The organism is Haemophilus sputorum CCUG 13788, from assembly GCF_000238795.1.
Taxonomy (GTDB): domain Bacteria; phylum Pseudomonadota; class Gammaproteobacteria; order Enterobacterales; family Pasteurellaceae; genus Haemophilus_A; species Haemophilus_A sputorum.
Genome location: NZ_AFNK01000053.1, coordinates 61,913 through 82,692, shown reverse-complemented (window position 1 = coordinate 82,692; position 20,780 = coordinate 61,913). Strand labels below are relative to the sequence as shown.

At 38.3% G+C, this 20,780-nt stretch carries 21 protein-coding genes; 3 read left to right on the top strand and 18 right to left on the bottom strand.

Annotation, left to right across the window (positions count from 1 at the left end):
* Positions 1-59: 59 nt before the first annotated feature.
* From HSP_RS0107170 to HSP_RS0107130, 9 genes are all read right to left on the bottom strand, one after another.
* On the bottom strand, positions 60-1,778 hold the full coding sequence (locus HSP_RS0107170; protein ID WP_010129705.1) for a tetratricopeptide repeat protein: 1,719 nt from the start codon (positions 1,776-1,778) through the stop codon (positions 60-62).
* Between the two features lie 310 nt (positions 1,779-2,088).
* Positions 2,089-2,550, bottom strand: coding sequence for a threonine/serine exporter family protein (locus HSP_RS0107165; RefSeq protein WP_010129703.1), 462 nt, complete (start codon positions 2,548-2,550; stop codon positions 2,089-2,091).
* A gap of 4 nt (positions 2,551-2,554) precedes the next feature.
* Complete coding sequence (locus tag HSP_RS0107160; protein ID WP_010129702.1) at positions 2,555-3,325, bottom strand: threonine/serine exporter family protein; 771 nt, start codon at positions 3,323-3,325, stop codon at positions 2,555-2,557.
* A gap of 129 nt (positions 3,326-3,454) precedes the next feature.
* A complete protein-coding gene (gene grxB / locus HSP_RS0107155; RefSeq protein ID WP_007524214.1) occupies positions 3,455-4,102 on the bottom strand; it encodes a glutaredoxin 2 in 648 nt (215 codons plus the stop codon).
* A gap of 111 nt (positions 4,103-4,213) precedes the next feature.
* A complete protein-coding gene (locus tag HSP_RS0107150; protein WP_007523976.1) occupies positions 4,214-5,170 on the bottom strand; it encodes a tetratricopeptide repeat protein in 957 nt (318 codons plus the stop codon).
* 206 nt (positions 5,171-5,376) lie between these two features.
* Positions 5,377-5,652 (bottom strand): YceK/YidQ family lipoprotein, encoded by a 276-nt coding sequence (locus tag HSP_RS0107145; RefSeq protein WP_007525317.1) that lies wholly within the window; start codon positions 5,650-5,652, stop codon positions 5,377-5,379.
* Positions 5,653-5,801: 149 nt separating this feature from the next.
* Entirely contained in the window at positions 5,802-6,212 is a 411-nt protein-coding gene (locus tag HSP_RS0107140) for a DUF2251 domain-containing protein (protein ID WP_007524044.1), read from the bottom strand.
* A gap of 74 nt (positions 6,213-6,286) precedes the next feature.
* On the bottom strand, positions 6,287-7,594 hold the full coding sequence (locus HSP_RS0107135) for a surface lipoprotein assembly modifier (RefSeq protein ID WP_007524704.1): 1,308 nt from the start codon (positions 7,592-7,594) through the stop codon (positions 6,287-6,289).
* Between the two features lie 49 nt (positions 7,595-7,643).
* Complete coding sequence (locus HSP_RS0107130; RefSeq protein ID WP_007524528.1) at positions 7,644-8,252, bottom strand: transferrin-binding protein-like solute binding protein; 609 nt, start codon at positions 8,250-8,252, stop codon at positions 7,644-7,646.
* 154 nt (positions 8,253-8,406) lie between these two features.
* On the opposite strand from HSP_RS0107130, the gene HSP_RS0107125 reads away from it, so the two are divergent.
* Complete coding sequence (locus HSP_RS0107125; RefSeq protein ID WP_007525077.1) at positions 8,407-8,748, top strand: helix-turn-helix domain-containing protein; 342 nt, start codon at positions 8,407-8,409, stop codon at positions 8,746-8,748.
* 65 nt (positions 8,749-8,813) lie between these two features.
* Here HSP_RS0107125 and eno read toward each other — a convergent pair whose 3' ends face one another.
* The 6 genes from eno to lexA form a co-directional block, all read right to left on the bottom strand.
* Positions 8,814-10,124 (bottom strand): phosphopyruvate hydratase, encoded by a 1,311-nt coding sequence (eno, locus tag HSP_RS0107120; protein WP_007525460.1) that lies wholly within the window; start codon positions 10,122-10,124, stop codon positions 8,814-8,816.
* A gap of 191 nt (positions 10,125-10,315) precedes the next feature.
* Positions 10,316-11,500: a 23S rRNA (uracil(747)-C(5))-methyltransferase RlmC gene (gene rlmC, locus HSP_RS0107115; protein ID WP_029495296.1), complete on the bottom strand. Its 1,185-nt coding sequence runs from the start codon at positions 11,498-11,500 to the stop codon at positions 10,316-10,318.
* Positions 11,497-12,537: a beta-N-acetylhexosaminidase gene (gene nagZ, locus HSP_RS0107110; protein ID WP_007524183.1), complete on the bottom strand. Its 1,041-nt coding sequence runs from the start codon at positions 12,535-12,537 to the stop codon at positions 11,497-11,499. Before nagZ ends, rlmC begins: the two co-directional genes overlap by 4 nt.
* A gap of 44 nt (positions 12,538-12,581) precedes the next feature.
* A complete protein-coding gene (locus HSP_RS0107105; protein WP_007524112.1) occupies positions 12,582-13,328 on the bottom strand; it encodes a TerC family protein in 747 nt (248 codons plus the stop codon).
* A gap of 82 nt (positions 13,329-13,410) precedes the next feature.
* Positions 13,411-14,091, bottom strand: coding sequence for a DNA mismatch repair endonuclease MutH (gene mutH / locus HSP_RS0107100; protein ID WP_029495294.1), 681 nt, complete (start codon positions 14,089-14,091; stop codon positions 13,411-13,413).
* Positions 14,092-14,112: 21 nt separating this feature from the next.
* Positions 14,113-14,745 carry a transcriptional repressor LexA gene (lexA, locus tag HSP_RS0107095; protein WP_007524646.1) on the bottom strand — a complete coding sequence of 211 codons (633 nt, stop codon included), beginning with the start codon at positions 14,743-14,745 and terminating at the stop codon, positions 14,113-14,115.
* Positions 14,746-14,886: 141 nt separating this feature from the next.
* Between lexA and plsB the strand changes: the two genes are divergently transcribed.
* Positions 14,887-17,298, top strand: coding sequence for a glycerol-3-phosphate 1-O-acyltransferase PlsB (plsB, locus tag HSP_RS0107090; RefSeq protein WP_007524415.1), 2,412 nt, complete (start codon positions 14,887-14,889; stop codon positions 17,296-17,298).
* Positions 17,299-17,413: 115 nt separating this feature from the next.
* Positions 17,414-18,595, top strand: a complete 1,182-nt coding sequence (gene purT, locus HSP_RS0107085) for a formate-dependent phosphoribosylglycinamide formyltransferase (RefSeq protein WP_007524380.1) — start codon at positions 17,414-17,416, stop codon at positions 18,593-18,595.
* Between the two features lie 235 nt (positions 18,596-18,830).
* Here the strand turns inward: purT and fis are convergent, their stop codons facing one another.
* From fis to sixA, 3 genes are all read right to left on the bottom strand, one after another.
* Positions 18,831-19,124: a DNA-binding transcriptional regulator Fis gene (gene fis / locus HSP_RS0107080; protein WP_007524186.1), complete on the bottom strand. Its 294-nt coding sequence runs from the start codon at positions 19,122-19,124 to the stop codon at positions 18,831-18,833.
* 16 nt (positions 19,125-19,140) lie between these two features.
* Positions 19,141-20,100 (bottom strand): tRNA dihydrouridine synthase DusB, encoded by a 960-nt coding sequence (gene dusB, locus HSP_RS0107075; RefSeq protein ID WP_007525550.1) that lies wholly within the window; start codon positions 20,098-20,100, stop codon positions 19,141-19,143.
* A gap of 179 nt (positions 20,101-20,279) precedes the next feature.
* Positions 20,280-20,774, bottom strand: coding sequence for a phosphohistidine phosphatase SixA (gene sixA, locus HSP_RS0107070; protein WP_007524238.1), 495 nt, complete (start codon positions 20,772-20,774; stop codon positions 20,280-20,282).
* Positions 20,775-20,780: the final 6 nt, after the last annotated feature.

Genomic DNA, 20,780 nt, shown 5'->3' with positions numbered 1-20,780 from the left:
ATTTTTCAATATTTGTTTTAATTGTAGTGATATTTTTGATATAGCGTCATAATGCATCGCTATCTTTCCAGTATTTTGCAGGCCTCTTCAAATCCTGCTTCACAGGCTTTTTCAAACCACTGTTTGGCAAGTTTACGATTAGGTTTAATGCCAAAACCATTATCGTACATGGTCGCTAGATTATACATCCCTTCCGGATAACCATTTTCTGCGGCAAGTTGGAAATAGACAACGGCATGAGCATCATCTTTTGTCACACCTAACCCATTGAAATATAAACGGCCTAATTCATTTTGTGCCGCACCATTTAGTTCCGAACCTGCTAGTTCATAATAATCTCTAGCAAGTTCATAATTAGGTTTAATGGTCTCCCCTTGCGTATAGAGAAGCCCTAATTGGTAATAAGCCTCAATAATGTCTTTTTTGGCAGCTTTTGCGAAAAACTCAATCGCTTTCTGTTCATTTTTCTCAACCAATTCACCACTTACATATTCTAGCCCCAAATTATAACAAGCCAGACCATGCCCTTGTGCGGCAGAAAGTTTCAACCATTTGAAAGCCTCTTCACTATTTTTTTCTACGCCATCACCATCGTAATAACGCACATAAAGGCTATTTTGTGCATCAGCATCTCCTTGTTCCGCCGCTGCTCTGAACCATTTCACTGCTTCAGCCGCATCTTTCTCAATAGCCTCTCCCCTGAGATAAGCCATTGCTAAATCTTTTTGTGCTGCCAGATCACCACTTTTTGCCTTTTCTAATAAGGCATTAAAATCATTTAATACCGCAATTTGGCTACGAATTTGAGCTAACGTTCGACTAAATTGAGGCTGATTTTTTACCAAGCTTTCCAATAAAGCTTCCGCTTTGGCTAAGTCCTTAGGCACATTTCCTAAACCATCACGATAGATATTAACCAAAGCCCATTGCGCATCTTCAAAACCATATTTCACCGCTTCTGCTAGCCATTCCACAGCTTTTTGACTGTTTTGTTCAACACCATTCCCATCTTTATAGGCTATTCCTACGTAATAATAGGCATCACTTAAGTCATTTTCCGCCGCTTTTAAATACCATTTAAAGGCTTTCTTAGGTTCATTATTGAAACCGTATAAATTCCCTAAATTCAGCATAGCGTGAGCTAAACCCATTTCTGCAGCTTTGAGCAGGTATTTTTCCGCTTTCTGGTAATCAGTCGGAATATCTTCATGCGCGTTATAAAGTGTGCCTAGATTGTTATAAAGTGTTGCTAACAATTCCTCACTAATATCTTTAGCATTCTTCTGTGCAAGCAAATAATACGCTAAGGCTTTTGGATAATCAGGTTGAATAAGAATATCAAAGACACCGTCATACAACTGACCTAAAAAAATGGCTGCATTCCCATATGTTTCCGCAATAGGTTCTAGCATTTCCAAGGCTTTAGCAGTGTCTTGTTCAACCGCAATGCCTAAAAGATAAAATCTGCCTAAGCTAAACTGAGCGCGTTTATCTCCTTGACGTATACCTTGCTCAAACCATTCCACTGATTTTTCAGGTTCGCCTAAATCATCGTAAAGTGCACCAATATTATTTGCGGCCAACGGATAACCTAACGCATTAGCACGATGATATAACGTCATTGCCTTATCGTAATCCGCTTCTACTCTCTTACCCTGATGATAAATTCTTCCTAGTAAATACATAGCTTCTGCATCACCTTGCTCAACTTTTTTCTGCAATGCAGCAACACTATTACGATCATCAGAACGAAATAAACTTAATAATTTTTTAAACATAAGGTTCTCTTTATATTTATTTAAGCCATATCCACCTTTTTCTTAGCAGAAAAAATGACTGTTTTTTCAGATAATACAAGCGGTTAAATTTCTATTCTCTTTTGCAAAAATATCATGAAATCTAACGCTTGTGTTTGATATTAATCTTGTGACAATTTTGTTAAATATCATAATCTTTGAATAATATAGTTATTTAATCAACTACTCAATAGAAAAAGCAGCCAATTTCAACATCAAATAAAAAGATAAGGGCATGTTAAACATGCCCTTATACTAAAATTATTCAATCATTTATCAAAACTGTTCACATTTATACAACTGGTTTTTGTCGATAGAACAGTAATCCTGGTAAGGCTAAACCAAACACAAGTGCACCTAAAATAAAACTGGTATTGATAAAAGAGCTAATCATTTGTTCAAATAATTTATCGGAAAAACCATGATGATGAATTTCTACAATCGCAATCATGGCTTTATAAGCATGAACACCGGGAATCATTGGAATAATCGCCGCCACCGTAAAAACTTTTGGATGGGCTAAATAACGATGAGACAAATGCACACCAATAAAGCCAATTACACAGGTTGCCAAAAAGGTAGCAAAAACAATAGGAATACCAAAGTGTAGCAATAATGTTCGGGTAGCATGGCCAATTGCCGCTAAAATAGCGCAATACTTTAAGGCTTTAGGACCAACGTTAAATACTAAAGCAAATCCGACTGCGGGAATGGCTGCAAAAAGCATATCATCGAGTAAATTCAGCAAAAACATCCTATTACCCCACCCAAGAAACAATATTTAAAAGATTTAATGCAAAGACAATCCCCAAACAGGCACCAAAGGTGAGAACTGTGGCGATAGTCCACCGCCCTATTCCCATGTTGACATAGCCTTTTAAAATATCTGCAAGTGAATTAATTAACGGAAATCCCGGAACAAGTAATAAAACACTAGAAGCTAATGCAATATGCGGATCGTTGCCTAAACTATATTTCAAACTCATACCGGAAATAAGTGAGGCAACAAAAGCGGTAATGGCAAAAACAATGAAGGGATTATAATGACGTTTAGAAATTTCTTGTCGAACAAACATGGCAACGGCGGAAGCAATAAAAGTGATTGCACAAATTACCATGTCGCCGCCAGAAAGATGGGCGAAAGAGGCACAAGATAAACCAATCATAAACACCACCAAATAGCGGTTATATTTTAGTGGTTTTAAATTATCCAATTTCTTCTGTGCCATTGATAAATCATACACATGATGTTCTACTGCAATGACAATACGCTGAACATCGGTAACCATTTGCATATTGATGCCTTTATCAGCATTCTGACGCACCGTGGTAATACAATGCTGTTTAGAAAGCGTTGTCAGTAATACGGCATTTGCCGTTAAAGCACATTCCACACTTTCAACCCCTAACGCAACGCCTAATCGCTGCACCATTTGCACTACAACAGCGCTTTCCGCGCCATGCTGTAATAATAGCAAGGCAGTTTGCACACAAATTCTAGTGACTGCACGTTGATATTGTTGATCCATATCTCTACGCTCTTGGTAACGTACACACGAACGATTATAGATCGATGGATAAAAAATACTAATAAAATGACTGCACCGATGATCCAAGTCAAAAGTTCAGTATTTCCCACATCTATGAATCAATTGAGGTTAAATAGCTTTATCAAAATACAACGATACATTACTTAATTTAGCCATATTCGTGATATAAGCTAAAACTGCTGGCGGGAATTCAATACCTTTTACACAGGTAAGGTTTCGTAATACAGGGAAAACAATAATATCTTCAAGCGAAAGTTTACCGTTTAACGCATTTTGAGATTGAATCAATGCGTCTAATTTCTCTAAATCCCCTCTTAAACGAGCAAGATAGGTTTGGGTATTCGCAATATTTTCCACAAAATCACCAATAAATTCCGTTTTCTTTTTAGTAAAATAATCAATCGCACTTTGCGTTTGAAATTCCGCTAATCCCATTTTGGTAAAACGTGCAGTGGTAAGATGTCCATAATAACTACCAGCGTCTTTTAGCCATGCCTCAATTTCAGGACGAATTTGTTCAGATAATATTTTTTCTCCAAAATGTTCATCGACATAATGTACGATATCTAAACTTTCCGGCATCGCAGTACCATCTTCTTTTACGAGAATTGGCACTACTTTTTTGCCCACTAAACCAATCGGCGTTGCTTCATCGTCATTATCAAGCACTACGAGTTCTACCGGTAAATTTTTTAAACCAAAAATCATGCGAGCTCGTACACAAAACGGGCAATGATCATAAACATATAATTTCATCTTATTCTCCTATAGTTCTTAGACTTTTAAACAGATTCATTCTCTGTTTATCACAATACAAGCGGTTAAATTCATGAGTTATTTTACAAAATATTTTAACCACGTTTTAAACTATTTTTTATCTTTGATTTTTGCTTCCAACATTTTAATTTTATCCATCAACCATTTGTCCTTCAAAATCTCATTCGACTTTTTATAATAAGTTAACGCTTTTTCATCATCTTGTGGCATACCGAGCCCATATTCATAGAATTCAGCCATCGCAATCAAAGCGTCTTCATGATTTAAGGCAACACCTTTTTTCACATAATAAAGCGCTTGGTCATATTCTTTTTTTCCAACATAATAGTTTGCCAGTTTAAGTATGGCTGAAATATGCTGATTTTCCGCCGCCTTTTCTACCCAATAAAGTATGTTTTTCTCATCTTCTTTTTCGGTATAAACGGCATCGCCTAGTAAATATTGTGCTTCAGCATTATTTTTCTCAGCTGCTTGTAATAAATAGGTTTCTGCCTTATCCAAATCATGCAACTCTTCAAGATAAATTTTTCCTAATTCTTCTAAGGCGACTGCATTACCTTGCTGAGCCGCCAATTCATAGTAATGAATCGCTTTATCTAAATCGACAGGCATTCCATTTGGGCCGTAATAATATTCATTGGCAAGGAATATTACATAATGCAAATCGCCTTTATTTTGTGCCTCTGTCATGGCTTTTAATGCTTCTTGTTTCAGCGTGCGATATTTAGCCTCATTTTTAGCTAACCACCAATTTGCTAAAGCATATTTGGCAATTTCACTCCCTTCAGCCACTGCTTCTTGCGCATATTGAAGAGCTTTATCCCGCTGGCCTTGTTGCAAGAAATTTAATGAAAGGAAAAATTTTGCCTCCAGATTGCCTTTAAGTGCAGCTTGCTCAAAATGCGCATTCGCTTTTTGGCGATCCATGATAGTTGAAAGCCCATATTGATAATCGAATCCTTGCTCGAAATCTTGATTCACAGAAGATAACCGCTTTTCAGGCTTATTCACTTTTTCACTCAATGAATTAAATAATGTTTTAAACATAGGCGTTTGATTATGCTCTGTTAAATAAACTCTCACATTTTCAGAAAGATTTAGCGATAAATTTAATGCTATTGAAGCAATTATCGTAGCGATTGGGTATGTCATGATTGGTTATGTTGACGGGAAATAGCTAGTAAATTACAAGCGGTTAAATTTCTAGTCTATTTTGCAAAATTCTCATGAAATCTAACCGCTTTTGTTTGAAATTAATCTTGTGATAATTTTTGAATACCTTTAACAGGTAACATTAAGGTATCACCCACGAAACTTAATGGAACGTCAATAATGATAAATGGATACAAAAGAATTGTGCCAAACGCCTCGCCAACATCTCCTGCTGGAGCTGTTTTAGAAAAGGTAAGACGAGAAACATCTTCTTGAACACCACTATAAACCACTGGTTGATCTAAAGTCATTAAGGTGCCACAACCCGTTAAAGGTAACATCATCGCAGCAAGAAATATTTTAGTTAACGCTTTCATTAAATGCTCCTTAAAAGAAAATTCTATTTCTAAAAATAAAAAATATAACAATACTTAGCAGTGATAATACATCATTAAAACAAAACTGCAAAGTAGCACTTCTGAAAACCCAACTAAAAAAGAATAATATTAAAAGTGTTATTGACTGATTATCTTAGCCATTTTTCGACTAATTCTGGGGTAGTTTCTTTACGAACCCACATGCTTCCTAATTCTGGATAAGGATGTTTAGTATGGTTATAGCCAACAAATTGACGGAAATCGAACACGGCATGCGGATAACCATTAATCAATAAAAAAGCTTGGAAACCATCTTCCGACCAACAAATTTCTAAACGACGTGGCTCTTTTAGACTTTCTGCTTCAATATCAGAAACGTTATAAACAAAAAGACTATCTACAATAGGGTTATCTTTTTGATCTAAATCCATCGCATAAAAATAACCAGTTTCTCCATCATCTTCAAACATCACGACCAGTTGTTCATGTAATGTAGAATGCGCACCATTGCGGTAGCCTTCGCCTAATAAAATTTGATCAGTTAAGACTGAATATAGCATTGGGACTCCTTATGTTTAATTTTGCGATATTTTATCATATTTCATTATGTGGCTAACAAACACGAATCTGGATTTTAAAAAGTTTTCTCAAAACTCAAAGTCAGGTTGTGCATTTTATAGGAATACATTGTATCTAAATTACTTTTTTGTTTTCGCCATTCAAAATTGAGTTTAGGCGTAATGCCCCATAAATGCCAATCACGTTTCCACACTTGTGCAAAAATGGTGTAAATATGATCTTTCCTCGTCTTGCCCAAAGGTAAAATACCGCCGAGAACCGCTTGATCTTTAAATTGGCGATGGGTAAATGATAGATTGAGTTTTGTGGAAATCCCCCAAGCATATTCTTGTAACCAGCCAATCCGCACATTTTTTATATCTGAACTATATTGACGCTCAAGGAGTTTTTGTTGAGAAAAAGCTATCCCTGTATAAAAGATTTGTTCAGGGTTTCGATACCAAATCAAGGTATTTGAGGCGGTTTTAATATTACCAGCTTGGGGATTCTCGATAAAAAAACGGCGTTTTTCATATTCAAGTGCGGTCTGATTTTGCCAATTTTTAGAAAGCCAATAGCTATAACTCATTTCGATCCCATTTGACCAATGGAATGCTTCGCCGCCATACCAACGTTTTTCATAAAACGGCTGTAGCCTGAATGTTGCCTCATTTTTCTTGTAGGCATACCCCACAGAAGTACGGTTAAAAAGATCATCGAATTGATGATTGTCCCAATAGCTTTTTCCGTTAGTTTCATTACTAAAACCTACATAGTGAGAACCCACAATATTAAAATCACGGCTAAAACTCAGGTTGTAGGAAAAACCATGAGCCTTTTGTGGCAACATACGTTCACCCTTAATAAAACCTGTATTTTCAATGCTTGTCGCAGAGGAGACATTTTCCACGTTATCCGTTTTAAGATAGGAAACACTCGCATCAATCAGCCAAGTATTATACGAATTAAGTGCGTCAATATAACGATCAATCTGCTGATAAGCCGAAGCAGGCAAATTTTTAACGCTTTTTACCTTATCAAATTGCAATCTCGCCGCGATGTCTTGACGGTCTGCAAATAACACTTTGGCAAGTTCCATTCGGATAGAAGTGAGCGCTGGACGTTCGCTCAACATTTTTCGGTAAATACGAATTGCAAGGGCATAATCTTGGCGCAAACTCGCTAGTTTCGCTTCCGCATAAGAAAGCAGCAAGGGATCCTGTTGCGTTTGTTGTTGATATTGAGAAAGAAAGGATTGAATTTGCTCTGCATTATTTTGATAAATCGCTTGTTTAAGTTGTTCTTCTAATGCGGTAATTGAACCATTAGATGAAGCCCAGACAAAAGTTGAACAAAAGAAAAGAGAATAAAAAAGCTTACGCATAGAGATGAATTTAAAAGAAAAGCTGCCCTTTTTAGGCAGCTTAATGAAATTAGTAACGAATACCGCCAAATGAGGTGTCATAGCTGTGATTGCCTTCAAAGGTTGCAATACCAGCCGCTTCTTTTGCGCCATTGCCAAATAAGCCACCTTGATATGTCCCTTCTTGTAACAAGGTACTCGCACGACCGCTAAATTTTGTACCGTTTAACTGCGTTTGGTGTAACGTAATATCTTGTGCTCGACCATCTGAAAGCAATGAAAATTCAACTTTTCCATCTACCGTTTTTTTGTCGAAATCCACATTTAATCTGGTTTTACCGCCCTTACTTGGCTGCCCTGTTGTGCCATTTACCCAGTAAGCATCACCTAAATAAGTCGCTGTGCCGCTTGGTAAATTAGTTGCGGCTGTTCCTTGGTAACGCACTTCTTTCACCGTCTTCGCATCGTTGATCCAAATGCCGTAGAAAGAATCGTTACTATTTTGACCATATAATTCGCCGTCCGTGGTTTTTGCACCAATATCGCCTTTAGCACTGTTATCTAAATCCACTTTAGTATTATCAGGTGTCGTTGCGGTTCCACTACCACTACCACCGCCACCACCACTACAAGCAGTTAAAAATCCAACTAAAATTGCAGAAAGAAGTAATTTTTTCATTTTCAGATCCTTATGATGAGTAAAAAAACAAGTTTTTGCTTACTTATTGTTAATAGATGAGTAAGTTGATTTAATTCTACTTATCTATTGCGCTGTTTTCAAGCTTAAAAATCGACAAAATGTGAATAAATAAGTATTTAAGTAAAGACGAAAAATGGCACAGCTATTGGCAGCAGCAACAGACAAGTTAATTGGGCAACGCATTCAGCAAAAAAGGAAAGAATTTGGTTATTCGGCAGAAAAATTGTCGGAAAGCATCAATTTATCTCAGCAACAACTTTCTCGTTATGAACGAGGCGCGAGTAAAATTAATGTAAATCATCTGATTGATATTGCCATCTTTTTTAAAACACCGATCAACTGGTTTTTTCAAGATTGCATTCCTGAAGAATTAATTGCAGGGGATTTAAAAGAATTAGAGCTGAATCAAAAATGGGATAATTTGTCCATTGAACAAAAACGGGCGTTTATTTATTTTTTAGAAACGTTGAGATAAATTTTAGGAAAAAAAACTGCAACATTTCTGCTGCAGTTTTATCTAATCTAATTTACAAAAGTAAATTACGCTTGACCTTTAACTTCTTTTAAGCCATTAAATGGTGCTGGTGTACCTGCACGCTCTAATGCTTCTTCAATACGGATTAACTGGTTGTATTTTGCTACACGGTCTGAACGGCTCATTGAACCAGTTTTGATTTGACCTGCTGCAGTACCTACCGCTAAATCTGCAATAGTTGCATCTTCAGTTTCACCTGAACGGTGTGAGATTACTGCTGTGTAACCTGCATCTTTAGCCATTTTAATTGCTGCTAAAGTTTCAGTTAATGAACCAATTTGGTTGAATTTGATTAAGATAGAGTTTGCGATACCTTTTTCGATACCTTCTTTTAAGATTTTGGTATTAGTTACGAATAAGTCATCACCTACTAATTGGATTTTATCGCCTAACACTTTAGTTTGGTATGCGAAACCTTCCCAGTCAGATTCATCTTGACCATCTTCGATAGATACGATTGGGTATTCTTTTGTTAAACCTTCAAGATAGTGAGTGAACTCTTGAGAAGTGAAAGTTTTACCTTCGCCTTTTAACTCATAGTTACCAGTTTCTTTGTTGTAGAACTCAGAAGATGCGCAGTCCATCGCTAAAGTGACATCTTTACCTAAAACATAACCTGCTTTTTCAACTGCTTCTTTAATACATGCTAAAGCATCTGCGTTAGATGCAAGGTTTGGCGCAAAACCACCTTCATCACCCACTGCAGTATTTAAACCTTTACCTTTTAATACTTTTGCAAGGTTGTGGAATACTTCAGCACCGATACGTAATGCTTCGCGTAATGTTTTCGCACCAACCGGTTGAATCATGAACTCTTGAATATCAACGTTGTTGTCTGCGTGTTCACCACCATTGATGATGTTCATCATTGGTAATGGCATAGAGTAAACGCCCGGTGTACCGTTAAGTTCTGCAATGTAAGCATAAAGCGGTAAACCTTTAGAAGCTGCTGCAGCTTTAGCAGTTGCTAAAGATACTGCTAAAATTGCGTTCGCACCAAATTTAGATTTGTTTTCTGTACCATCTAAATCGATCATGATTTGGTCGATTTCAGCTTGTGCAGAACCATCTTTACCAACGATAGCGTTTGCAATTTCGTTATTTACCGCAGAAACAGCTTTTAATACGCCCTTGCCTAAGAAACGAGATTTGTCACCATCACGTAATTCTAACGCTTCACGAGAACCCGTTGATGCACCTGATGGCGCAGCAGCTAAACCAACAAAGCCACCTTCTAAGTGAACTTCAGCTTCAACGGTAGGGTTACCACGAGAGTCGATGATTTCACGACCGATTACTTTAACAATTTTAGCCATTGTTGATATCCTCTAATTGAGATTTAATAAAAAAAGAATACGGTATATAGTAAAGAAAATTTCTTTTTTTGTCCTCAAAAAATACGCTTTTACTCGTAAAATCCGACAGAAAATTCCTACTATTAAGTAAACTGTTGGGATTATAGCAGAATTTGCAAATCTTGGTAAATTTTATACCGCTTGAGAGGTATTTATGCTTGTTTTTTTGATCTATTCACTAGAAAAGTCAGAACTTCATAATGTGCACTATGAGCAAACATATCGAAAAGTTGCACTTTTTCTAACTGGTAATTGGTCAGTGAGACGAAATCTTGCGCCATCGTTTGCGCATTACAACTAGAATAAATCAGGTAATCGGCACCGCAATCGTTAAGAAATTCCGCCAGTGGCTTACCAATACCACGTCTTGGTGGATTTACAATCACTAAATCTGCAACTTTGCCACTTTGGTTTAACGCAAACCGAGCAGAATCTAGTGCATCAAAACGGACTTGTTTCATTCCTAATTGTTGTGCTGATTTTGTTGCACTTGCAATGGCAGAAGGCGAAATCTCAATTCCCGTTAACGCAACGTTAGGATTACGTGCTTGTAAAGCTTTAGCACAATGCAGCCCCAAACCGCCTACGCCACAGAAAAGATCCCAAAGATGTTCAATCGGTAAATTCGCTACCCAATCTTGTGCGGTTTGATAAAGCTTTTCTGCAACCTGTGGATTGGTTTGAAAGAAACCTTGGGGGCGAATAAAAAGTGGCACACCATTAAAATGCTCTTCAATCGTATGTGTTTCAGTTAAGAAAATCTCCGTTTCGCCCTCCAACACAGCTGCATGCTGTGGTTGAATATTTAAACTCACTACGGAATTTTTCGGTAATTTGGCTAATAAATTAGGCAACTCTCGCTCAACAAGCGGTCGTTTTTGCTCACTTCTTAACACAAAGCGCAGCATGACTGACTGGTTATAGCGACTTTGAGTCAGCAAAATATATTTTAGCTCGCCTTTTTTCTTGGCAATGTTATATGGCACAAGCCCTGCCCGCGCAATAAAATCTTTAAGAATAGGGAAAATTGTCCTAAATTCATTCGGATAAAGTGGGCAATCCGTTAAATCTACGCCACTAGTAGGATCCTGATTATCTTTTAATAAACCAAGAATAGGGCGTTCAACACTGCCACTGACCACCATTTTGGCTTTATTGCGAAATTGCACCAACGCAGAAGATACCGAGGGTAAAATCTGCGTATTTTGCAAAGTAAACGGCAAAATTAACCGCTTGAGTTCGGCTTCTTTCTCTGTAAGCTGCTCAGCATAAGGCTTTTCTAGCCATTGGCATGAACGGCAATTGCCCGAACTATAATGATGACAGTTTAATTTCATGCGTTCTGTTGTGCTTTCCAATCTAACCATTTCCCTTGCCATGCCGATAACTGATTGCTTGCCTCTCGGTAACGGCTTAAGCTTTCTAAAGTACGCCAATCTATGTTTTTACGTTTCATTAAACTTAAATGACGCTCAGTTTGCGCTTTTGTAGGCTGATATTTCAACCCATCTAATACTTGCACTACACCTTGTGGTTCATTGCAAAGTAAAAGCAAATCACAACCAGCCTGAATCGCTTGTTCACTACGCGCAACAAAGTCGCCCATAAAACCCGCGCCTTTCATGCCTAAATCATCAGAAAAAATTACCCCATTAAACCCTAATTGTTCTCGCAATATTGTTTTAAGCCAATAAGTAGAACCGCTAGCCGGTTGACTATCACATTGCGTGTAAACCACATGTGCCGGCATAATGGCTGACAGTTTATTTTTAGCAATTAATTGTTTAAAAGGTTGAATATCTTGCTCAAAAATCGCAGATTTTGGGCGATCATCAAACGGGGTTTCTAAGTGAGAATCCGCAAGCACATGCCCATGACCAGGGAAATGTTTACCTGTGGTTGCCATGCCCATTTCTAGCATGCCATCAATAAAAGCTTCTGCAAGCGGTAACATTTCTGACACATTTTGCGAAAAAGCACGATCGCCAATTGCTTTACATTGATGACCTAAATCCAATACAGGCGCAAAACTTAAATCAATGTCTAAAGCAAACATTTCAGCCGCCATTAACCAACCCGCTTCTTTAGCGATAGCCTGTGCTTCTGCCGCATTTTCAGCTAACGTGGCAAATGATTGCATTGCTGGTAGCTGTGTAAATCCTTCACGAAAACGTTGAACTCGACCGCCTTCTTGGTCAATTGTAATCAGTAATGGCTTTTTCACACGTTGACGAATATCTTGAATGAGCGCTTGAATTTGGGCTTTATCAAAAAAATTACGGCTAAAAAGAATTAACCCCGAAACTAGCGGATGAGATAAAATCTCCACCTCTTCTTGGGTTAATTCTTTGCCTTGAATATCAATCAATAACATATTTTTTCCTAGAAAAAAGCCCTCCAAAATTGAAGGGCGTCTAATTAGTTTGCAGTGTTTTTTTCTTGCAAATGCTTTACTTGGTTGCGACGCATTCTAATATTCAGCAACTCAACGACCACAGAAAAGCCCATTGCCGTATAAATTGCTGATTTTGGAATGTGAATATTAAATCCTTCTGCAACAAGTGAAACTCCAACTAAAACTAAGAAGGCTAACGCTAAATTTTTAATCGTTGGATTATGATCAACAAAGAAACCGATTGGTTTTGCCGCTAACATCATCACAAGTACCGCAATTATGATCGCTAAAATCATCACAGGAAGATTGTCCGCCATAGCTACTGCGGTAATCACGGAATCAAGCGAGAAGATAATATCCATCAATGCAATTTGAATTAAGATCATCAAATAGCTCGCTTTTTTCGCTGATTCGCGAGATTCATGATGCTCTTCTGCACTCACTGATTCTTTTAATTCCATCGCACTTTTTACAATTAGGAAAAAGCCTCCGATAATCAAAATTAAATCGCGCCCTGAAATCCCTTTTTCCCCGATGAAAAAAAGTGGGTCAACTAAGTGCATCATCCATGAAAGAGAAAGAAGCAGTAACACTCGCATAATCATAGCCAACATTAACCCAACAATACGAGCAGATTGGCGACGATTTTGTGGTAATCGGGAAACTAAAATACTGATCAAGATAATATTATCAATCCCTAACACAATCTCTAGTGCGGTTAGGGTAAAAAGCGCAATCCACGCTTCTGGATTGGCTATCCATTCAAACATAATTTAACCTTTTAATAATAAAAATAAGGCTGGTTTTACACCAACTTGAAAGGTCGTAATCATAACGATCGGCGGACAAAAATTAAAGTCTTTCCCGTAAAAAGTTCTGTAAAATTTCTCGCGTAAAAGACTTTCGTAAATAGAATCCTAAAGGCAATGTTTGAATGGGTTCACCATGCTGATTTACAGCATCGGTTAAAACTTGACTATTTTTTCCTTTTGGGCGCAACTGTAGCACTTCGCCATGTCTTGCATCAATTTCTGAAAAGCGTCCAAAAGCAATAAGCTCCATTAACTCTTCCCAATCTTGTTGTAATTGACGGGATTGTTCGCGATTCGGCTGCCACAAAATTGGTTGGCCAATATGCCTTTGCGCTAACGGAATATCGCGGCTGCCTTCAACTGGTATCCATAACACCCGCTGTAATTTATGTCTTACATGTGAAGTTTGCCATGTTACACCATGATTAAGCACTAATGGTGCAAGGCTAACAAAGGTGGTTTCAAGCGGTTCGCCTTGTGCATTTATTGGAATAGTTTTCAGTTCAATACCTAAATGCGCAAAATCTTGCTCAGGCTTGCTTCCAGCTTTAGCCCCTAATGCTACTTCAATTAATTGACCAACCCAGCCTTTATTTCGCTTTAAATCTGGTGGCACTGGCATTTGGAGAAAAGCAGCAATATCGCCTAGCGTAAAACCAGCAAGCCATTGTGCTTTTTCCAATAATTCAGCTTCTGTATGAGAATATGTGGCTAACTGCACCATAAATGAATAATAAGCTAATTACATCCACGCATTGCTACGAATAACACCAACGGCAATGCCTTCAATTTCAATGTATTCTACACGCGGATCAACAATAATTGCTTCAAGTTCATCATTTTCAGGATGTAAGTAGATTAAATCGCCTTTTTTCTCTAAACGTTTTACTGTGACTTCATCTTCTACACGAGCAACCACAACCTGCCCATTTTTAGCATAATTCGTTTTGTGCACAGCTAATAAATCGCCATCTAAAATGCCGATATTCTCCATGGAATTTCCATTGACTTTTAGTAAATAGTCTGCACTTGGGTTGAACATTGCACCATTTACAGGATAATGACATTCAATATGCTCAATAGCTTCAATTGGGCTGCCTGCAGCCACTTTACCAATTAACGGTAAGCCGTCATCATTAGCAGCTTCATCTTCATCGTTAACTAAAATTCGAATCCCACGCGATGTGCCAGAAAGCATTTCGATATAACCTTTACGTGCAAGTGCTTTTAAATGCTCTTCTGCGGCATTTGGAGATTTAAAACCAATTTCACGGGCAATCTCAACACGTGTTGGAGGCATGCCGGTAGTACTAATATGGTTTTTCACAAAATCAAAAATTTCTTGCTGACGAGCGGTAAGATGTTTACGAGCCACGTTATTTCTCCTGAGGTTTTATACAGAATTTTTGACATTATATACAGTATAATTAAATTTGTAACGCATTTTTTTGAAAAATTATGCTAAACTGCCCTTTTATAAATTGGCAGAAAATAAAAAATAACAAAGGAAAAAATAATGTCTAGCCTGTTAAATTTTTACCGTCAGCTTTTAAATATTCCGCTTTCTTTATTGATTAAATCTCGGTCTATTCCAACCGATCCAATTAGTGAGTTAAACCTCGATTTAACTCAGCCTTTACTCTATGTTCTACCTTATACTTCTCAAACCGACTTACTTATTTTACAGAAAAATTGCAAAGCATTAGGGTTACCTGATCCACTAGAACCTAATCAGCTACATGGGCAAGTCTTACCGCGCTTTGTATTCTTAGATGAAAGTCGCCGTTTTTTTAAATCAAAAGGGGTAAAAGAAGAAACCCTAAAAACCGTACAGGACTATTTAAATTTACATAAACAGCATGCCGAAATGGATGTGCAATTACTCCCAGTTTCTGTTCTTTGGGGACGCGCGCCAGGTAAAGAAAAAGCCCCGAATTTACGCTTTTTAGGCGTATTCCAACGCATTTGGGCAACACTTTGGTATGGGCGTGATAATTTTACCCGCTTCTCTCAAACTGTCTCGCTAGGTGAGATGATTAAAACACATGGAAATGATAGCCAACTGGCAAAAAAACTCTTCCGTGTAGCTCGCCTCCATTTTGCTAAACAACGCTATTCAGCAATGGGTCCAAAATTGCCTGATCGTCAAGCCATGTTTAACAAATTACTGGATTCAGCTGCGCTGAAAAAAGCAATTGCAGATGAAGCAGAAAATAAAAAAATCTCACCTGAAAAAGCACGACAAGAAGCCGAAAAAATTCTTGAGGAGATCGCTGCTAAAGTTAACCATGAAAGTTTACGTATTGCAGATCGCATTTTAAGCTGGCTTTGGAACAAGCTATATCAAGGCATCAATGTACAAAATGGCGAACGTGTGCGTAAATTAGCGTTAGAAGGGCATGAAATCGTTTATGTTCCTTGCCACCGTAGCCACATGGACTACTTACTTCTTTCTTACATTTTATATCATCAAGGTTTAGTACCACCGCATATTGCTGCGGGTATTAACTTAAACTTCTTCCCTGCAGGGCCACTTTTCCGCAGTTGGGGGGCATTTTTTATTCGCCGAACATTTAAAGGAAACCGTCTTTATTCCACCATTTTCCGCGAATATTTAGCGGAATTATTCTATCGTGGCTATTCAGTGGAATACTTTATTGAAGGCGGTCGTTCTCGTACAGGGCGTTTACTTGAGCCAAAAACTGGCATGATGTCGATGACCTTGCAAGCCCTTCAGCGTGGTTTAACTCGTCCAATCAGTATTGTGCCGGTTTATATCGGTTATGAACATGTATTGGAAGTAGATACTTACGCAAAAGAATTACGTGGCGCAACCAAAGAAAAAGAAAATGCAGGTTTAGTACTCCGCGTAATTAAAAAACTGAAAAATCTGGGACAAGGTTATGTGAATTTCGGTGAACCTATTCAGCTGAATAACTATTTAAACCAACATTTCCCTGATTGGAAACAAGAAGCTGACGAAGCTCGTCCAAAATGGTTAAACCCTGCAGTAGATAAAGTTGCAAACGAAGTGATGGTTAACATCAATAAAGCAGCTGCATTAAATGCTAAAAACCTAATTGGCTCGATTTTATTAGCTTCTCGCCAACGCGCACTAAGCCGTGAGCAATTACTAGAACAAATCAACAGCGTACTAGAATTAGTTAAGGCAGTACCGTATTCAGATGATATTACGATACCAAATGATGATGCAGAAACCATGCTTAATCACGTATTAGCTCTACCGCGTGCAGGTGTGATTACACAAAAAGACAGCTTCGGTGAAATGATTAGCCTTGAAAGAGAGGCCGCAGTACTAATGACTTATTACCGCAATAATGTGCAACACTTATTTGTATTGCCATCATTAGTAGCGAGCATCATCTTACATTTAGAAGCAGTTTCAAAAGATTTAATCATTAAATGCGTACAACAAGTTTATCCGTTCTTAAAAGCAGAACTCTTCTTGCATTTTGAACCTTCTGAAGTTCGTCATCAGGTGGAATTGATTCTTGCAGAATTTGCACGTCAGCATGTGATTAAAGGCGAAAGCGATCTATTTAAGATCAATCCACCAGCATTACGGACATTACAACTTCATAGCAATGGCGTACGCGAAGTGCTACAACGTTATTACATCGGCTTGAGCTTGTTAATGAGCCAACCTGAAATTTCACGTAGTGAATTTGAAAAAGAAAGCCGCACAATTGCACAACGCTTATCTGTATTACATGGAATTAACGCGCCAGAATTCTTTGATAAAGCGCTCTTCTCAACCTTTAGTAATACGCTCAAAGTGCAAGAATATTTTGATGAAGAAGGCAAAGCTATCGTTGCCAAAATTCAACCAATTGAAGAATTGCTACGTAGTTTAATTTCCGTTGAGATTCAACTCACTATTAAAGGGGCAATGGAAAAAGAAGCGTAAAAGTCATCAAGCAAGCGGTGTGATTTTGTAAAAACTTTGCAAAATTACACCGCTTGTTTTTATTATCCGCTATAATTACGCAAACGTTTGCTTTTTATAACTAGAGGATTTTTCTATGACTACATTAGGTACTCCACTTCGTCCAAGCGCAACCAAAGTAATGATGCTTGGTTCAGGTGAATTAGGTAAAGAAGTCGTCATTGAGCTACAACGCTTAGGCGTAGAAGTGATTGCGGTTGACAGATATGAAAATGCACCAGCTCAACAAGTTGCACATCGCGCCTACACTATTTCAATGCTTGATGGCGAAGCACTAGCAAAACTTATTGAACAAGAAAAGCCTGATTATATTGTGCCAGAAGTGGAAGCGATTGCGACTGCTACACTTGTCGAATTAGAGCAAGCTGGCTATAACGTAATTCCAACGGCTAAAGCAACCCAATTAACCATGAATCGAGAAGGCATCCGCCGTTTAGCGGCTGAAGAATTGGGGTTAAAAACCTCACCTTATCGTTTTGTTGACAACTTTCCTGATTTCCAACAAGCCATTGCAGAAATTGGCATTCCTTGTGTCGTCAAACCCATCATGTCTTCTTCTGGGCATGGGCAATCAATTATCAAATCTGATGCGCAAATTGAACAAGCTTGGCAATATGCACAAGAAGGTGGCCGAGCTGGCGGTGGACGAGTTATTGTCGAAGGTTTCATTAAATTTGATTATGAAATTACCCAATTAACCGTACGTCATGTTGGTGGTACCGCTTTCTTAGCCCCTATTGGTCATCGTCAAGAAAACGGTGATTATCGCGAATCTTGGCAACCACAAGCAATGTCAGCCTTAGCTCAAAAACGTGCACAAGAAACTGCAGAGAAAATTACCACTGCTTTAGGCGGGCGTGGCATTTTTGGTGTAGAGCTTTTTGTTTGTGGCGATGACATCATCTTCAATGAAGTTTCTCCTCGTCCGCACGATACCGGTATGGTGACGATGGCATCCCAAGAGCTCTCTCAATTTGCTTTGCATGCTCGCGCTATTTTAGGTTTACCGATTCCAGAAATTTATCAAATCAGCCCTGCTGCTTCAAAAGCGATTGTAGTGGAAGGTAAATCAGATAATGTTCGATTTGCGAACCTAGAGAAAGTATTATCTGAAGCTGGAGTTAATTTACGCTTATTCGGTAAGGGAGAGGTCAACGGACATCGCCGTTTAGGGGTTATTCTTGCCCGTGATGAAAGCACTGAAAAAGCGCTTGCAAAAGCCGAACACGCTTATCAGCAATTAGAAATCCAACTATAAATAAAGCCCGATGTATTTTTTTACATCGGGCTTTACTTTTATTTATTAGATACCGCTACTTGCACCGCTTTAATGGCTAATATTAACGAACCACCAACTAGGCTAAAGGCTTTGCTGCCAATAATACAAGCGGTCTTTTTTTCACTATCTTTTCCAAATATTAAGCCTAGATAGCAAAAAACCTGTTATCAACTTTGATAACAGGTTCTTCAATCATTCGGTTAAATCGTTAAGATTAACCCATACCGTACTTTTTTAATTTTTTACGTAAAGTACCACGGTTAATACCAAGCATGGTTGCTGCGCGAGTTTGGTTGCCGCGAGTATATTGCATTACCATATCTAACATTGGGTGCTCAATTTCAGATAATACTAATTCGTATAATTCTGTTGGGTCTTCGCCGTTTAATTGTGCTAAATAGTTTTTTAATGCGGCTTTTACGTTATCGCGAAGCGGTTTTACCACTTGTTGACCTTGTGCATTTAATAATGTCACCGTTAATGGGTTATTTACTGGTTGTTCAATCATTTTTCTATCCACTTTATTAAAGAGATTTTACAAAATTTTCCAACGCATTAAGTTGTTCATAAGTTGTTTCTAATGCATTGAAAGTGCGTTTAAAAGTTGAATTCGGCATCAATCTTTCTACATACCAACCAACGTGCTTACGCGCAATTCGATACCCTTTCTCTTCTCCATAGAATTGATGTAGGTCTTCAATATGCTTCAACATCAGCTGGCTTTTTTCCTCCAATGAAATAATAGGAAGCGTGCCGTGCGCTAAAAATGCGCTGATTTCCTTAAATATCCAAGGGCAGCCATAACTTCCTCGCCCAACCATAACGGCATCTGCACCTGTATAATCAAGCACAAATTTCGCTTTTTCGGCAGAGGTAATATCGCCATTTGCAATTATCGGAATCGAAACCGCCTGTTTGACTGCTTTAATACTGTCATATTCTGCTTGTCCTTCAAATAAACACGCTCGTGTTCGCCCATGAATGGTCAATGCAGAGACCCCCGACTGTTCAGCTATCTGAGCAATCTCTAAGCAATTTCGATTATCTTGATCCCAACCTGTTCTAATTTTTAGTGTGACAGGCACATCTACAGCATTTACAACTGCCGATAAAATTCGAGCAACCAAATCAGGTTCACGTAATAAGGCAGAGCCTGCCATCTTTTTGTTTACCTTTTTTGCTGGACAGCCCATATTGATATCAATCATTTGAGCGCCGTATGCGACATTTACCTTAGCTGCTTCTGCCATTTCAGTTGGATCAGAACCTGCAATCTGAACCGCATTTAATCCGATTTCATGATGATGCGCCAAGCGCAACTTCGATTTTTCGGTATGCCAGACATCAGGATTTGTGGACATCATTTCTGAGAAAGTCAACCCTGCCCCTTGTTGATGACACAAACGGCGAAATGGCTGGTCAGTAATGCCCGCCATTGGCGCGAGGAAAATACGGTTTTTAAATTCATATTGTCCAATACGCATTGGCTGACTCTCTTCACATTGCCCCAAATAAAAAGAAGTAAGGCATCCCCTACTTCTTGCTTTCCCAATACACAAGCTCAGCTTGCGTTAAGGTTGCGCATAATACCGATTTTTTAAGCATTTTGGAAGTCTAAATTTTCGACAATTTCACAATTTTTTAAACTTTTTTGAAAATTAGCCTAATTTCTCGGGATTTCTGTGTGAGTTAAACGCGCAATTTTGCCTTGCCAGCATAATTCAGCCATCACAGCTGGATAGAAATGAACCTGAGACTGATCATGTGTTAAAGCACAAACCAAATCAAACACTAAAGGCAAATGCGAAATGAGTAACACGTTTTTTGCGCCTTCATCTCGCAAGAAATCTAAATAATCCACTACAAGTGATTGATTACCATCCGGTGTAATCTCTTCCCATGTTTCAACCAAATTGGTAAAAGATTGCGAAAATCCGACCGCTTGTAGCCCCAGCTTAACTGCTTCAAGCGTTTGTTGGGTGCGCAAATAAGGACTGACTAAAATTTTATCTAGCTGAATTTTTGCCTGATTAAGCCGATTACCTAACCACTGCCCTTGTTTTTTTGCCATTTCAATGCCAAATGGGGTAAGCGTTCTCGCACTGTCTGAACTTGCCGAAAAGCTCGCTTCACCATGGCGCATAATCCAAATATTCATCAGTTA